We start from the raw sequence: 14,797 nt of genomic DNA, 5'->3' as shown, positions 1-14,797 counted from the left end.
GGCAGGTCACGGCTCAAAGTATCTCGCATAGGATTCTGAGACCGCGGCGATCGTGGCGTCCAAATGGGAAAGATGCTCCATCCCCACCCTATCGGCCCCTTCCGCATCGCCGCGCTTGATCATATCAACAATCGCTTCGTGATCGCTTAACAACTCTGGCAATCGGTTTTCTTTAGACAGGCTTAAACGACACAGCCTGTCCACATTGGCCTTCTCGGCAGAGATCACGTCAAAGGCAAAATCAGCCTTACCGATGCTACAGATGGTTGCGTGAAACGCATAGTCCAACGGCCCAAAAGCCGCGTGGTTCCTTGCCGCAACAACAACACGTTGCTTTTCCAAACTGGCATCCAACGCCGCGGCACCTTTTGTATCACAAGCAAGTGCCGCCTGCCGCAACACCTTGCTTTCAACAGCAGCTCGCACAAAACGGGATTTGACAATCTTTCGGATAGAGAAGCGTCGCACCTCGGTTGCCCGCTGCGGTCTGATCCAAAGCAGGTTTACCACCTCAAGCCGACTGAACGCATCGCGCACTGGTTGGCGTGACACACCGAACTGAGCCGCTATCTCAGCCTCGGAAATCCTCTCCCCGGGCAAAAGCTCAAGCATCGTAATTTTATGGTAGAGGTGATCATAAATCTTATCCACGCTCGTACGGCGCTTTTTGGTGTAGCTCATCGTCACCATCGTGGAACCTTCCGAACGTAATCTGGCACATATTTCAGCATTTCGTCAGTATCGTCACGATCCTGCACCATCGCCAAATTGTAGAGCTCATGTAACTCGGCAACCGCGTCATGGTCCAGCTCTACTCCAAGCCCCGGCCCATTGGGTACCTGCAATGTTCCATCAACAAACGTCGGACGCCCACCCTTGATGATCTCTTTCGTTGACCAAGGATAATGCGTGTCACAGTCATAAGTCAGGTTTGGGGTCGCGGCCGCAACATGACACATAGCGGCAAGCGATATGCCCAGATGGGAGTTGGAATGCATGGAGACGCCAAGATTGGCCGCACGGCAAACCTCACCCAAGTGAATCGCACCGGTCGCACCGCGCCAGTAGTGATGGTCTGACAACACGATCTGGACGGCGTTTTTCTTGACCGCCTCGATGACCTCCTCAAACTCCACAACCACCAAGTTCGTCGCCAGTGGCATATCTATCTGCGCAGATAATTCCGCCATCGCGTCCATGCCACGGCACGGGTCTTCAAGATATTCCAAAACCCCGTCTAGTTGTTCAACCACCTTCAAAGCGGTTGGAACCGTCCAAGCCCCCATTGGATCAATCCGCAAACCGTGATCAGGAAATGCTTCACGCAGCTTCAGCATCGTTTCAACTTCTTGATCAGGAGGCAGCACGCCCCCCTTCAACTTCCAAGACTGAAACCCGTATCTCGCGCGGAACTCTTTCGCTTGCTCCACAAGGGCATCTGGCGTCATCACCTCACCCATGATGTCGGGACCGAAGGTCAGGTCTTGTTTCTCAAATTTGTAGAAAAGGTAACCACCGAAGGGAATCGTTTTGCGCGCCGCGCCACCAAGCAGATCATAAAGCGGGCGGTTCACGTCTTTCCCGACTAGATCAAGGCAAGCAATTTCATAAGCGCTGTAGACCACGTCCACGACTTTGTGGTCGGCCAAAGCGGTTGGGGCATTCACACCACCGCTATTGGGTAATGCCGCTTCAACCCGCTTTCGCAGATCACGGCGGTCATATGGGTCCAAGCCTGCAAGCATGAGCGCAGCGGCTTGTAGGCCAGTCAGCGTCCTCACGGCCCCGTATGCCTCGCCCAGACCAACCAAGCCATTGTCAGTCTTAACCTCGATAACAGCGCGCAAGAAAACCGATGGGTGAACACCTTTCGTGTTCGCCAACGGCACATCAGGAACCGCGATAGGCGTAATCACTACTTCTACAATTTTCACAAAATTACCCCGCAATCATATCAAGACAACTATCTTATACATATAGATAAATTTTGCACTAGTATACCAATTAATTTACTAGTATACCAGATGAAAGCTCGGGGTGAGGAGTGAGTCGCCCCGCACAAGAATTTTGCAAAAGAGTTTGATTTTAAATCAGACTTTTCCATTACTACGCATCCCAGGGAGGGGCTATGTCAGGGGTTCAATTAAACGGAATCATTAAGGCGTATGGCGCCGTGCAAGTTGTGCACGGCATAGACCTAGAAGTGAACGAGAAGGAATTTGTTGTTCTCGTCGGCCCATCTGGTTGTGGCAAGTCCACAACCTTACGTATGATAGCAGGTCTAGAAGAGATCTCTGGCGGAGAGTTAACCATCGACGAGCGCGTCATGAACCGCGTCTCGCCGAAAGACCGCGACGTGGCGATGGTCTTTCAGAACTACGCCCTCTACCCCCACCTAAATGTCGCTGACAACATGGCCTTCGGGTTGCGCATTCGCAAAGAGAGCAAGGCCGACATTGATGCTGCCGTCAAAGAAGTCGCTGGCATCCTCGGGTTGGAAGACTATCTAGAGCGCCGCCCTGCTGATCTGTCTGGCGGCCAACGCCAACGCGTCGCCATGGGGCGCGCAATTGTGCGTCGCCCCAAGGTTTTCTTATTCGACGAACCGCTGTCCAACCTTGACGCAAAGCTGCGCACCCAAATGCGCGCCGAAATCAAACGCCTGCACAAGCGCCTAGGTGTGACCAGCATCTATGTGACCCACGACCAAGTTGAGGCAATGACCTTGGCCGACCGCATTGTTGTTATGAACGATGGCCGGATCGAACAAGTCGGCACCCCGATGGAGCTGTTCTTGAACCCTGCCAACTCTTTCGTTGCGGGCTTCCTTGGCGCGCCACCCATGAACCAAGTCAAAGCCGTCATCACGGGCGGCGACACCTCCCCCGTGGCCTCCTTCAAGGGGCAAAAGTTGAAACTGCCGGCATTGGCAGGCCTTCAAAATGCAGAGGGCCGCGAAGTCATCGTTGGCATTCGCCCAGAATACGCCGATGTGGTTACGCAACCGGAGGACGGCAGCGTTTCATGCGAGTTGGACTTGGTGGAAACGCTAGGCTCCGAGGCCTTACTACACATGTCGCTTGGCGGTGATCCGTTTGTCATTCGCACTGACACTTTGGGCCGCATGGCTGATCTGGATGCGGTAAACGGCTTCACCGTGAAACCCGACCTGATCAAAGTCTTTGATGCAGATACTGGGGTGGCCTTATCCGGCCAAACGCGTGTCGCATGAGCGCCCCACGTGACATAACCGGTGACGCTCCGAGCAAGGTTGCACGGATAACCGAGCATCTGCGAAACGAGTGGCAACTCTATGTAATGCTGCTGCCCACGATCATCTGGTTTATCGTATTTTTGTATAAGCCGATGTACGGCCTACAAATCGCGTTTAAGGACTATTCGATTTTCCGCGGCGTTGCTAACAGCCCTTGGGTTGGTTTGGAACATTTCCACACGCTGTTTGGCAGCGATCAGTTCCTACGCGCCATCAAAAACACCATAATAATCAGCTTCCTGAGCCTATGCTTTGGGTTCCCCATGCCGATCATTTTGGCGCTGATGTTCAACGAAATAACGCATCAACTCTTCAAGAAAACCGCTCAAACCATCGTTTACCTACCACACTTCATCTCTACAGTGATCATCGCGGGTATCGTGATGACGGCATTCTCGCCATCCGCTGGTATCGTGAACACATTCATCCAGTGGCTGGGCTTTGAGCCGATCTACTTCTTGATCAAGCCGGAATGGTTCAGACCCATCTTCATCGGGTCGGGCATTTGGCAAGAGGCGGGCTTCTCGTCCATCGTGTTCTTGGCGGCGATAGCTGGGGTCAGCCCATCGCTCTACGAATCCGCGGTGGTAGACGGAGCCTCGCGTTGGCAAATGATGTGGAAGATCACCCTTCCCTCCATCCTGCCGACCATCATCATCATGTTGATCATCCGTATCGGCAATCTGCTGGAAGTCGGCTTTGAGCTAATCATCCTGCTCTACCAGCCCTCGACCTACGAGACTGGCGACGTGATCAACACCCTGATCTACCGCCAAGGTTTGCAAGGAGCGCAGTATGACCTAGCCGCCGCTGCTGGCCTATTCAACGCCGTCGTTGCCTTCGTACTGGTGATGACTGCCAACACCATTTCCAAGCGCTATTCGCGCACATCTTTGTGGTAGGGGACTGAGCCATGACAAACATGAATTTGTACTCTCGCAGCGACAAGATTTTCGTTTGGATCAACATGTTTTTGATCTTCTTGTTCACCATCTCCACGCTGTACCCGTTCATCTATATTGCGGCCGTGTCCTTCAGTTCGGGCAGTGCGGCATCAGCGGGTACGGTGGTCTACAAGCCAATCGGGTTCACCCTTGCCGCCTATGAGCGCGTCCTGGCGGAGCCCCTGTTCTGGACCTCTTACCGCAACACGTTCATCTACACCTTCGGTGGGACATTCGTCAGCTTGCTGATCATCATCCCGGGCGCCTATGCCTTGTCGCGCCCGCAACTATACGGTCGCCGGTTCTGGAACCTGATGGTCGCGTTTACGATGTGGTTCAACGCTGGCCTCATCCCGTTCTTCTTGAACATGCGCGACCTTGGCTTGATGGACAGCTACTTTGGCCTGATCATTGCCTTCGCTTGTAACGCCTTTAACATCATCTTGTTGCGCAACTTTTTCGAGGCGATCCCTTCGTCCTTTGAGGAAGCCGCCCGTATGGATGGCGCGAACGAGTTCCAAGTTCTGTGGAAAGTCTTCGTTCCGCTGTCCAAACCAGCCATTGCGACGATCACCTTGTTTTGCATGGTGGCCCGTTGGAACGGCTTCTTCTGGGCGATGGTCTTGCTTCGTGACGAGGACAAAATCCCGTTGCAGGTTTACCTGCGTCAGGTGATCGCGGAGCTACAAGACGATGAGGAGTTCGGCGCATCACTTATCGAAGCGACATACTCATTTGAAACGGTGACGGCGGCCATCATGGTTTGCTCAATCATCCCCGTACTTATCTTTTACCCGTTCATTCAGAAGTACTTCAACAAGGGCATCATGCTTGGTGGGGTGAAGGAATGATCGTCACGAGACTATTAAATCAACAAGCATAATGGGAGGAAACAATATGCGTATAACTACTCTGACGGCGGCGGCATTGCTGACGACCTCAATGACTGTGCCTGCGCTCGCAGACGGTCACTTGCAAATCACGGATGAGCCCATCGAATTTACGGTTCACCTGCACAACAAGCGCTACCACTACGATTCAAATTGGCCCGTTGAGCAAGCCGCCCGCAAGCTGACTGGCGTTTCCTTGACAGGCGCAACATTTGGCACGAACACACCAAGCTCGGCGGAAGCGCATAACCTGATGCTGGCTTCCGGCGATATCCCACACATTGTTGGTGGTGATAAGATCAAGAACATGGTCAACGAATACGGGCCACAAGGCGCGTTTGTGCCCTTGAATGACCTGATCGACGAGCACGCGCCAAACATCAAAGCCTTCTTTGAGAAGTACCCCGAAAAGCAGGCCGCCGTGTCTTCCTTTGACGGCAACCTCTACTACATCCCGTACCTGCCAGATGGTAAATACGGTCGCGCCTATTGGATGCGTCAGGACTGGTTGGACAAGCTGGGCTTGAAAACACCTGAGAATGTAGATGAGCTGTACGAAGTTCTGACGGCATTCCGGAACCAAGATCCAAACGGCAACGGAAAGAAAGACGAAGTTCCCTTCTTTGCGCGCCAATGGCCAGAGTTGCTGCGCCTTGTAACACTTTGGGATGGTCGTTCCTCTGGGTCAGACACTTATCATGACTTCCATGTCGCGGACGGGAAGATCCAACACGGTTACGCAGGTGAAGGTTACCGCGAAGGCATCAAAAACATTGCCAAGTGGTACGACGAGGGCCTGATCGACGCCGAAGTCTTCACGCGCGGCTCTTCGGCCCGTGAATTCTTGTTGTCGGAAAACCTTGGCGGCATGACCCACGACTGGTTCGCATCAACTTCTGGCTACAACCAATCGTTGAAGGACAAAATTGACGGCTTCTCTTTGGCCGTGATTGCGCCCCCAGCTTCTGTTTCCGGCAAGCGCATTGCTGAGCACCGCCGTATTCCAGTGAAGCCGGACGGTTGGGCAATTTCGCACACCAATCCCGACCCAGTGACCACAATTAAATACTTCGACTTCTACTTCACTGAAGAAGGCCGCCGCTTGGCCAACTTCGGCATCGAAGGCGAGCAGTACGACGTGGTCGACGGTGAAGCAATCTTCACCGATGAGTTCAAGGCTCAGGGTCCGATCAACAGCTCGCTTTACCAAGTCGGCAGCCAAGTTCAACGCGGCTACTTCCAAGACTTCAAGTACGAAGTTCAATGGACCAACCCGAGTGCCTTGAAAGGGATCGAGTTGTATGACGCAGGCGATTACCTGATCGACCAATTCTTGGGCGTCGCGTTCAACGAAGAAGAACAAGGCGTATTCGACAAAAACTGGAGCTCCATCCAAACTTATATGCTTGAACGTCAACAAGCATGGGTTCTGGGCAACGGTGACATCGAAGCCGATTGGGACGACTACCTCGCGACATTGGACAAGATGGGCTACTCCGACGTGATTGCAGCAATGCAATCCGCCTATGAGCGCCAATACGGCGGCTAAGGTCGCTACGACTTCAAGGATGGGGCCTAAATGATGGGCCCCATCCACCTTCCTTTCCCTTTAAAAAATCGAATTGAAAGACACCTGATGTCCAGCCCGAAACTACCTATGCTTGATGAGCCAAAGACTGGACGTTTAACGATCCAATACGGCCCCGCGGACAACGCTGCCGTATCCGAAAACCCGCCGCGCTTCAGCTGGCTGCCCGTGATCGAAGACGAGGCCCAATACGCCCTGCGTCTATCAACGGACAAAGCCTACCCCGCCAAAGGCACCATCAGTTTTACGCATATCTCGCTGAATTTCTTCACCCCTGATCAGATCCTGCCAGCAGGCGACTATTACTGGTCTTATGCGGTTTGCGATCCAACAACCGGCGCTCCCACGAGCAACTGGAGCGAGGACCGCACCTTCACCGTTGCCCAAGGCCTCCCCGAAACCCCGTTACCCGGTCGCGCCACCCGCTTTGACAACGCCACCCTTCAACATCCGCGCATGTGGCTGACCCCTGATCGGTTAGACAACTTCCGCAAGGACGTCGCGAAAGATGCGGATCATTGCACGTGGTCTACCTTCTTCGAGAAGTCTGTCCTGCCTTGGATGGACCGCGACATCATGCCGGAGCCTGCGGGTTACCCGAACCACCAACGCACGGCCCCGATCTGGCGCCAAACCTACATCGATTGCCAAGAGCTGATGTATGCCATCCGTCACTTGGCCGTTGGCGGTCAGGTCACCCAAGACGCCGAGATGCTTGCGCGCGCAAAAGAATGGTTGCTGAGTGCCGCGTCTTGGAACCCTGCGGGCACCACATCGCGCAGCTACACCGACGAATGGGCGTTCCGCGTGAACCTTGCCTTGGCTTGGGGCTATGACTGGCTCTACGACCAGATGGATGAAAGCGAACGTGACCTTGTGCGCACCGCCCTTTTGGCACGTACCAAGGAGACAGCCGACCACATTATCAAGCACGCCAACATCCACCTGTTCCCCTTCGACAGCCACGCTGTTCGCGCGGTGTCCGCCGTGTTGATCCCCGCCTCCATTGCCCTACTGGACGATGCGCCAGAAGCTGAAGGTTGGTTGAATTATTCCATCGAATTCCTGTTCACCGTCTACTCCCCGTGGGGCGACACAGACGGCGGTTGGGCCGAGGGACCGCACTATTGGATGACCGGCATGGCCTATCTGATCGACGCGGCAAACCTGCTGAAGGGCTACACTGGCATCAACCTTTATGATCGCCCGTTCTTCCAGCGCACTGGCGACTTCCCGCTTTACACAAAGTCCCCAGACACGCGCCGTGCGACCTTCGGCGACGACAGCACGATGGGCGACCTGCCTGCGGTAAAAGTCGGTTACAACCTACGCCAATTTGCCGGCGTCACAGGCAACGGCGCGTACCAATGGTACTACGACGAAATCAAGCGTACGAACCCCGGAACCGAAGACATGTTCTACAACTGGGGCTGGTGGGACTTCAATTTCGACGAACTGGCCTACCGCACAGACTTCCCAATTATCGAAGCCGTTCCGCCAGCGGATGACGATCAACTCCGCTGGTTCAAGGGCATTGGATGGGTTGCAATCCAACACCGGATGCAAGACCCCGACAATCACATCCAATTCGTGATGAAGTCATCGCCTTTTGGCTCTATCAGCCACAGCCACGGCGACCAAAATGCGATCTGTCTTGCGGGTTTTGGCGAGGACTTGGCGATCCAGTCCGGTCATTACGTCGCGTTCAACAGCACGATGCACCAGAAGTGGCGCCGGCAAACCGTGTCCAAGAACGGGATATTGATCAACGGCAAGGGCCAGTACGCAGGCAAAGACAAAACCATTGCCATGCAATCCACTGGGCAAATCACCGAGGCTGAGGATCGTGGCGACCACATCTTCATTCAAGGTGATGCAACCAACGCCTACCAGACACTCTCGCCCGAGGTCACATCAGTCACACGCGATGTGTATTTTGTTAACAATCAGTACTTTGTACTGGTGGACAACATCGATGCGAGCGAGCCGGTAGAGATCGATTGGCTGCTTCACGCGAACGCCCCGATGGCGCTTGGGGATACAACTTTCCGATATACTGGGGAAAAAGCCGGATTTTATGGTCAATTCCTATGGTCAGAAGCTGGTATACCAGTTATCAGTCAAGAAACTGGCTTTGCCGATGTGGACCCATCAGAGATCGAAGGGCTCCCTGTTAGCACTTGTCTAAAGGCAACGTTCCCCAAAGCGATCCGTCACCGGATTGCAACGTTGCTGGTGCCCTATTCGCTGTCTGCCCCTCGCCGGATTTTCAGCTTTCTCGATGATCAAGGCTATGACTGCGATCTTTACTTTACGGATGATGCCGACCGCAGCTTTAAGGTCGTTGTCCCCAAAACTTTCGACGTTGGCTCATAAGGTCAGCGAGATGCCCTAAGGAAGGACTACTTATGAAACTTGCAGGCAAAACAGCCATCGTCACCGGTGGCGGCCGAGACATTGGGCGTGCATGTGCTATCCGTCTGGCAGAAGAAGGCGCAAGTGTCGCCATCAACTACTTCTCCAGCAGCGAAGGCGCGGACAGCGCCGTGGCCGAGATCACTGCGGCAGGCGGCAAAGCCTTCGCACTTCAAGGTGACCTGAACACCCAAGAAGGTGTTGACGCGTTGGTTGGCAAAGCAAAAGCCGACTTCGGCAGCGTCGACATTCTCGTCAACAACACTGGCGGTCTGGTTGCTCGTAAAACCTTGGCCGAGATGACCTTGGAGCACTGGAACACGGTCATGGATCTGAACCTGACCAGCACGTTCCTGATGACCAAAGCCTGCCTTGAGCACATGACATCCGGCGCGATCGTAAACTTGGCCAGCCAAGCTGGCCGTGATGGCGGCGGGCCTGGCTCCGTGGCATACGCCGCGTCCAAAGGTGCAGTTATGACCATGACACGTGGCCTCGCTAAAGAACTGGGTCCAAACATCCGCGTGAATGCAATCTGCCCCGGCATGATCGACACCGACTTCCACAACATCTTCACCAAGCCGGAAGTTCGCACAATCGTCGAGAACGCGGCTCCGCTGAAACGCCAAGGAGCTTCGGTCGATATCGCCAATTTGGTGGTCTTCTTGGCCAGCGATGACAGCGCGTTCATCACCGGTACCAATGTCGACATCAATGGCGGCATGCTGTTCAGCTAACCGCCGGACCTAAATCAAGGCGATGCTCCGAGGTCGCAGAAATGATCTTGGAGCATTACCATCTCATGGCCTTTACCCGACCAGAGGCCAACTTCCGCTTGAATTGCACCAATACTGGACCAAAAAACCATGACCACTCACCCTATCGTAGTCTCCGGCGAAAACGTCACACGCCAAGTGCTAGCTGACCACCCAGACATGATGGTTGTGGCCTTTCGCTTTAGCGAAGTCGGTGCAGAAGGCGCGCTCCATAACCACCCCCACATCCAGTCGACCTATGTCGAGAAGGGCCGCTTCCGCTTCACAGTTGGCGACGACACTTTTGAAGTAGGCCCCGGCGACAGCTTCGTCATTCCCTCGAACGCGGTACACGGCTGCGTCTGCCTCGAGCCCGGAAAATTGATGGATTGCTTCACCCCGCGCCGCGACGACTTTCTCTAATAAGAATACAGATCACATAACATGACGTCATCAAACCAACTCCAGCTTACGCAACCGATCCTCGGTCAACTCAACAGTTTTCTGTCCATCGGCGAATGTATGGTCGAGATGGCCCCAATCGATAAGGCCGGCGATTTCCGCATGGGTTTCGCCGGCGACACGTTCAATACGTCTTGGTACATGCGTACCCTGCGCCCTGACGTGAAGACTGGATATTTCACCCGCGTGGGCACCGACGCCGTGTCTCAGTCCATGCTGGATATGATGACCGACGCTGGTGTCGACACCGATTTCATCGCGCAAGATCCGGTGCGTTCTGTCGGCCTGTATCTGATCTCGCTAAAGAATGGAGAGCGCAGCTTCTCGTACTGGCGCGATCAATCTGCGGCCCGCAAGCTGGCCCAAGATGCCGAAACCTTGTCCCGCGCAATGCAAGGCGCTGACCTGATCTACTTCTCAGGTATCAGCCTTGCGATACTAGATGCTCAAGGCCGCCAAACGCTGCTCGAGGCCTTAAGCGAGGCCCGAGCTAACGGCAAACGCATCGCGTTCGATTCCAACCTGCGTCCACGCCTATGGGCAAGCACCGACGAGATGACCTCTACCGTGATGAAAGCCGCCGCTGTCAGCGACATCATCCTGCCGTCCTACGATGACGAAGCCGACTTCTTTGGCGACGCAGATATCGAAGCTACGGGCACGCGCTACCTGAATGCAGGTGCGAAAACCGTTGTGATCAAGAATGGTGCAGGCGCTGTACACTACTTACACGAAGGCTTCAGCCACCACATTGACCCACCTAAGGTCGGGTCCATCATCGACACGACTTCCGCCGGTGACAGCTTCAATGCAGGCTTCTTCGCTGGGTTGGACACGGCGACATCGATGGAAAACTTGATCCGCTCTGCCTCGAAAGTAGCTGGGCAGGTTATCGGACGCAAAGGTGCATTGGTGCCCTTGGATTTGTCCAAGATCACGTCATAGACAACAGTCTATAAAGACGCCTCCAAGAGCTGCTTGGAGTAGGGATGCGTGGATTTCATGGCTCGCAAAGATGCAACGTCAAGAATTTCCACGATCTCACCGTCCTTCATTACCGCCAAGCGATCGCACATGTGACCGACCACTGAAAGGTCGTGTGACACCATCAGATAGGTCAATCCACGGTCGCGCCTGAGGTCGGATAGCAGATTCAATATCTCGGCCTGCACTGAAACATCTAGGGCCGATGTGGGCTCGTCCAATAACAACAACTCGGGCTCCGGTGCCAAGGCCCGCGCAATCGCTACCCGTTGGCGCTGGCCCCCTGACAATTGGTGCGGATAGCGGAATCGGAACTTCTGTCCCAAACCCACATCATCGAGCAATTTAACCACCCGTGCGTCAATGTCTTTGAAGCCATGCAGATGCAGCGTCTCGCCTAAAACTTGATCCACCGAATGCCGTGGATGCAGCGACGCGTAGGGGTCTTGGAAAACCATTTGTACAGTTTTGAAAAAGGCCTTTGGGCGGGCCTTTGGAATCGGATTTCCATCTAAGGCCATCGCGCCGGACCAATCAGGCGCAAGCCCCGTGATCGCTCGCAAAATCGTCGACTTTCCCGAACCGCTTTCGCCAACCAAGCCGAAGCTTTCACCTTGCGCGACGTCGAAGCTGGCGCCCTTAACCGCATCCACGCGGTCGCGGTGTTTACCAAACCAAACGTTTAGATCATGGACGTTTAACTTATTCATATCCGGCCGCTTACACTTTCAGCTTCGGACCACTCGGGATCGCGCTTTAGCACGTCGAGGCGGTCTCGTGGCGGGTCAAGGCGCGGGAGCGAGTTCAATAGCCCACGCGTATATGGATGTGTCGCCTCATGCAGCTTATCCGCGTCACACACTTCAACAATTCGGCCGGCATACATAATCAATACGCGGTCACAGAAATCTGCCACTAGATTAAGGTCGTGGCTGATGAATATCAGCCCCATACCACGATCTTTTACTAGCTTATCCATGATGTCCAAGACCTGACGCTGAACCGACACATCCAAGGCTGAGGTCGGCTCATCCGCGATCAATATCTCTGGGTTCGGGATCAACATCATCGCAATCATAATGCGCTGCCCCATCCCCCCCGACATCTCATGTGGGTAGGCACGCATAACGCGTTCAGGGTTACGAATGGAGACCGCCTCCAGCATCTCAAGCGACTTCGCATAGGCGTCGGCCTTGGAGACGGAATTATGCAGCCGATATGCCTCGATAATCTGGTCACCGATGGTCATCACAGGGTTCAATGAGAACTTCGGGTCTTGCATCACCATACTAATTCGTTGCCCACGCACTTCGCGCATCTTCTTCTCAGGTAGCTGCAGAAGGTCTTGTCCCTCGAGATTAATGTGATCAGCCTCAACGATGCCAGGTGATCGGATCAAGCGCAGGATCGCGCGGCCTGTCATGGACTTGCCGGAGCCGCTTTCGCCTACAATTCCCAACCGCTCGCGCCCGAGGGTGAACGACACCCCACGCACCGCATCAAACACACCATTGCGCGACGGGAACCGAACCCACAGGTTCTCAATGTCCAGAAGCTTTTCCATCATTCACCTGCCTTCGGATCAAGAACATCGCGCAACCCGTCACCAAGCAGGTTGAACGCTAATGACACCGTAAAGATCGCCAACCCGGGCACCGTGGCTACCCACCAATGATCCAAAATAAAGCGGCGACCCTCAGAGATCATCGCTCCCCATTCGGGGCTGGGCGGTTGCGCGCCAAGGCCTAGGAAACCCAAGCCAGCCGCGGCCAAAATGATCCCCGCCATATCAAGCGTCACCCGCACGATCAGCGACGAAATGCACAACGGCCAGATGTGCTTGGTAATGATGCGCAATGGCCCTGCACCTTGCAACTTGATCGCACTGATGAAATCCGAGGAGCGGATCGTCAACGTCTCCGCCCGTGCGATACGCGCGTAAGGCGGCCATGCCGTGAGGGAGATAGCAAGAACCGCATTCTCGATCCCAGCGCCAAGTGCCGCGACGAACGCCAGCGCCAAAACCAAGCGAGGGAATGCAAGGAAGATGTCGGTGATGCGCATTAACACGGTATCCGTCCAACCGCCCACGTAGCCAGATACTGTGCCCACCAAGAGGCCTGCAACCGGAGCAATCAGTGCTACTAACGCCACGATATAAAGCGTGATGCGCGCCCCGTAGATCAACCTCGAAAGGATATCGCGCCCAAGGCTGTCGGTGCCAAACACATGACCGTCCGACCACAATGGCGCCAAGCGATTGCCAAGATCTTGGACGAAGGGGTCATGTGGGGCCAACACTGGTGCGGCCGCTGCCACCACCACTAGCAGTACCAGAATTCCTAAACCAATCATCGCCATCGTGTTTGAGCGGAAGGAAAGCCACCCCTGATACACGGCAGAAATTTTTGCGTGACGGCGCGACGTAGGCGTCTCGGTCAAGAGCCATTCGCGTAAGCTTTGTGTCTCGGACATTATTCAGCCCCTCTATTTCGCACGGGGGTCAAAGACTTTGTAAAGCAAGTCCGAGAAGATATTGAGCAGGATAAAGATCAGCCCGACAACCACCGTGCCGCCCAAGACCGCATTCATATCCGCACTAAGCAATGCGGTGGTTATGTAGCTGCCGATACCTGGCCAACTGAAGATGATCTCGGTCAGAACCGAGCCCTCCAAAAGCCCTGCGTAACTTAAGGCGATTACTGTGATTAACTGCACACGGATATTCTTGAACGCGTGCTTCCACACAACATCCCACTCCGACATGCCTTTGACGCGAGCTGTGGTGACATACTCAGCGCTTAGCTGTTCCAACATAAAGGATCGCGTCATGCGGCTGACGTATGCCAGCGAGTAATAGCCAAGCAGGGAGGCGGGCAAAACAATGTGGCTAAAGGCATCTTTAAAGACGTCCCAATTGCCATCCAGCAATGCATCTACCAAGATCAAACCCGTGACACTTGGCACGACGTCCACATAGAAAATCCCAACACGACCCGGACCGCCAACCCATCCTAGGATGCCGTAGAACACCAGCAGGCCCATAAGGCCCAGCCAGAAGATCGGCATGGAGTACCCAACCAGCGCCAACACTCGTGCAATTTGGTCTATCCACGACCCCTTTCGCACTGCGGCCAACACCCCTAAAGGCACGCCCAAAACAACCCCGATGATGATACCAATCGTGGCGAGTTCCAACGTTGCGGGAAAGACGCGCGCAATGTCTTCGGACACAGGCCGCGCGTTCAATAGGGAGGTGCCGAAATCGAGATGCAGCACGTCCCATAGGTAATACAAAAATTGCACCAATAGCGGTTTATCAAGGCCCAACTGAAGGTACACGGCGTCATAGGTCGATTGCGACGCCCGTTCGCCCACAATGGCTAGAACAGGGTCAATCGGCATGACCCGACCAATGATGAATGTAATGAACAATAGCCCCAAAAGCGTCACCGCGATGGAGCCAAGTGTCATCAGCGTGGCCC

General features: G+C 54.5%; 14 protein-coding genes. 8 read left to right on the top strand and 6 right to left on the bottom strand.

Annotation, left to right across the window (positions count from 1 at the left end; all coding sequences use genetic code 11):
- Nucleotides 1-6: 6 nt before the first annotated feature.
- Together ABJN86_RS15540 and ABJN86_RS15535 are read right to left on the bottom strand one after the other, a co-directional pair.
- Complete coding sequence (locus tag ABJN86_RS15540) at nucleotides 7-681, bottom strand: GntR family transcriptional regulator (protein ID WP_348363873.1); 675 nt, start codon at nucleotides 679-681, stop codon at nucleotides 7-9.
- A 2-nt stretch (nucleotides 682-683) separates the two neighbouring features.
- Nucleotides 684-1,934, bottom strand: coding sequence for an enolase C-terminal domain-like protein (locus ABJN86_RS15535; RefSeq protein WP_348363872.1), 1,251 nt, complete (start codon nucleotides 1,932-1,934; stop codon nucleotides 684-686).
- 194 nt (nucleotides 1,935-2,128) lie between these two features.
- On the opposite strand from ABJN86_RS15535, the gene ugpC reads away from it, so the two are divergent.
- The 8 genes from ugpC to ABJN86_RS15495 all read left to right on the top strand — a co-directional run bounded on the left by ugpC (nucleotide 2,129) and on the right by ABJN86_RS15495 (nucleotide 11,273).
- Complete coding sequence (gene ugpC, locus ABJN86_RS15530) at nucleotides 2,129-3,232, top strand: sn-glycerol-3-phosphate ABC transporter ATP-binding protein UgpC (protein WP_348363871.1); 1,104 nt, start codon at nucleotides 2,129-2,131, stop codon at nucleotides 3,230-3,232.
- Nucleotides 3,229-4,176: an ABC transporter permease subunit gene (locus tag ABJN86_RS15525; protein WP_348363869.1), complete on the top strand. Its 948-nt coding sequence runs from the start codon at nucleotides 3,229-3,231 to the stop codon at nucleotides 4,174-4,176. Before ugpC ends, ABJN86_RS15525 begins: the two co-directional genes overlap by 4 nt.
- 11 nt (nucleotides 4,177-4,187) lie before the next feature.
- Nucleotides 4,188-5,069, top strand: coding sequence for a carbohydrate ABC transporter permease (locus ABJN86_RS15520; protein ID WP_348363867.1), 882 nt, complete (start codon nucleotides 4,188-4,190; stop codon nucleotides 5,067-5,069).
- A gap of 46 nt (nucleotides 5,070-5,115) precedes the next feature.
- Nucleotides 5,116-6,657, top strand: coding sequence for an extracellular solute-binding protein (locus ABJN86_RS15515; RefSeq protein ID WP_348363865.1), 1,542 nt, complete (start codon nucleotides 5,116-5,118; stop codon nucleotides 6,655-6,657).
- An 87-nt stretch (nucleotides 6,658-6,744) separates the two neighbouring features.
- Nucleotides 6,745-9,072: a DUF4962 domain-containing protein gene (locus ABJN86_RS15510; RefSeq protein WP_348363864.1), complete on the top strand. Its 2,328-nt coding sequence runs from the start codon at nucleotides 6,745-6,747 to the stop codon at nucleotides 9,070-9,072.
- A 32-nt stretch (nucleotides 9,073-9,104) separates the two neighbouring features.
- Complete coding sequence (locus ABJN86_RS15505; RefSeq protein ID WP_348363863.1) at nucleotides 9,105-9,848, top strand: 3-oxoacyl-ACP reductase family protein; 744 nt, start codon at nucleotides 9,105-9,107, stop codon at nucleotides 9,846-9,848.
- A 129-nt stretch (nucleotides 9,849-9,977) separates the two neighbouring features.
- Entirely contained in the window at nucleotides 9,978-10,289 is a 312-nt protein-coding gene (locus ABJN86_RS15500) for a cupin domain-containing protein (protein WP_348363861.1), read from the top strand.
- A 21-nt stretch (nucleotides 10,290-10,310) separates the two neighbouring features.
- Entirely contained in the window at nucleotides 10,311-11,273 is a 963-nt protein-coding gene (locus tag ABJN86_RS15495) for a sugar kinase (RefSeq protein WP_348363860.1), read from the top strand.
- Nucleotides 11,274-11,281: 8 nt separating this feature from the next.
- On the opposite strand, the gene ABJN86_RS15490 is transcribed toward ABJN86_RS15495, so the two are convergent.
- The 4 genes from ABJN86_RS15490 to ABJN86_RS15475 are packed head-to-tail and all read right to left on the bottom strand — an operon-like array spanning nucleotide 11,282 to nucleotide 14,786.
- Nucleotides 11,282-12,022 (bottom strand): ABC transporter ATP-binding protein, encoded by a 741-nt coding sequence (locus ABJN86_RS15490; protein WP_348363859.1) that lies wholly within the window; start codon nucleotides 12,020-12,022, stop codon nucleotides 11,282-11,284.
- Entirely contained in the window at nucleotides 12,019-12,876 is an 858-nt protein-coding gene (locus ABJN86_RS15485; RefSeq protein ID WP_348363858.1) for an ABC transporter ATP-binding protein, read from the bottom strand. The genes ABJN86_RS15490 and ABJN86_RS15485 overlap by 4 nt, the downstream gene beginning before the upstream one ends.
- Entirely contained in the window at nucleotides 12,876-13,787 is a 912-nt protein-coding gene (locus ABJN86_RS15480) for an ABC transporter permease (RefSeq protein ID WP_348363857.1), read from the bottom strand. Before ABJN86_RS15480 ends, ABJN86_RS15485 begins: the two co-directional genes overlap by 1 nt.
- A gap of 12 nt (nucleotides 13,788-13,799) precedes the next feature.
- Complete coding sequence (locus tag ABJN86_RS15475) at nucleotides 13,800-14,786, bottom strand: ABC transporter permease (RefSeq protein WP_348364017.1); 987 nt, start codon at nucleotides 14,784-14,786, stop codon at nucleotides 13,800-13,802.
- Nucleotides 14,787-14,797 lie beyond the last annotated feature (11 nt).

It is taken from the genome of Litoreibacter sp., assembly GCF_039974535.1.
Lineage (GTDB): Bacteria > Pseudomonadota > Alphaproteobacteria > Rhodobacterales > Rhodobacteraceae > Litoreibacter.
The sequence above is the reverse complement of the archived record's forward strand: the minus strand, read 5'-3'. Positions and strand labels throughout refer to the sequence as shown.

Coding starts and splice junctions, on each gene's coding strand:
- ugpC (WP_348363871.1), top strand. CDS start 2,129: ATGTCAGGGGTTCAATTAAACGGAATCATTAAGGCGTATGGCGCCGTG.
- ABJN86_RS15495 (WP_348363860.1), top strand. CDS start 10,311: ATGACGTCATCAAACCAACTCCAGCTTACGCAACCGATCCTCGGTCAA.
- ABJN86_RS15480 (WP_348363857.1), bottom strand. CDS start 13,787: ATGTCCGAGACACAAAGCTTACGCGAATGGCTCTTGACCGAGACGCCT.
- ABJN86_RS15475 (WP_348364017.1), bottom strand. CDS start 14,786: ATGACACTTGGCTCCATCGCGGTGACGCTTTTGGGGCTATTGTTCATT.
- ABJN86_RS15510 (WP_348363864.1), top strand. CDS start 6,745: ATGTCCAGCCCGAAACTACCTATGCTTGATGAGCCAAAGACTGGACGT.
- ABJN86_RS15505 (WP_348363863.1), top strand. CDS start 9,105: ATGAAACTTGCAGGCAAAACAGCCATCGTCACCGGTGGCGGCCGAGAC.
- ABJN86_RS15490 (WP_348363859.1), bottom strand. CDS start 12,022: ATGAATAAGTTAAACGTCCATGATCTAAACGTTTGGTTTGGTAAACAC.
- ABJN86_RS15540 (WP_348363873.1), bottom strand. CDS start 681: ATGAGCTACACCAAAAAGCGCCGTACGAGCGTGGATAAGATTTATGAT.
- ABJN86_RS15525 (WP_348363869.1), top strand. CDS start 3,229: ATGAGCGCCCCACGTGACATAACCGGTGACGCTCCGAGCAAGGTTGCA.
- ABJN86_RS15485 (WP_348363858.1), bottom strand. CDS start 12,876: ATGGAAAAGCTTCTGGACATTGAGAACCTGTGGGTTCGGTTCCCGTCG.
- ABJN86_RS15500 (WP_348363861.1), top strand. CDS start 9,978: ATGACCACTCACCCTATCGTAGTCTCCGGCGAAAACGTCACACGCCAA.
- ABJN86_RS15515 (WP_348363865.1), top strand. CDS start 5,116: ATGCGTATAACTACTCTGACGGCGGCGGCATTGCTGACGACCTCAATG.
- ABJN86_RS15520 (WP_348363867.1), top strand. CDS start 4,188: ATGACAAACATGAATTTGTACTCTCGCAGCGACAAGATTTTCGTTTGG.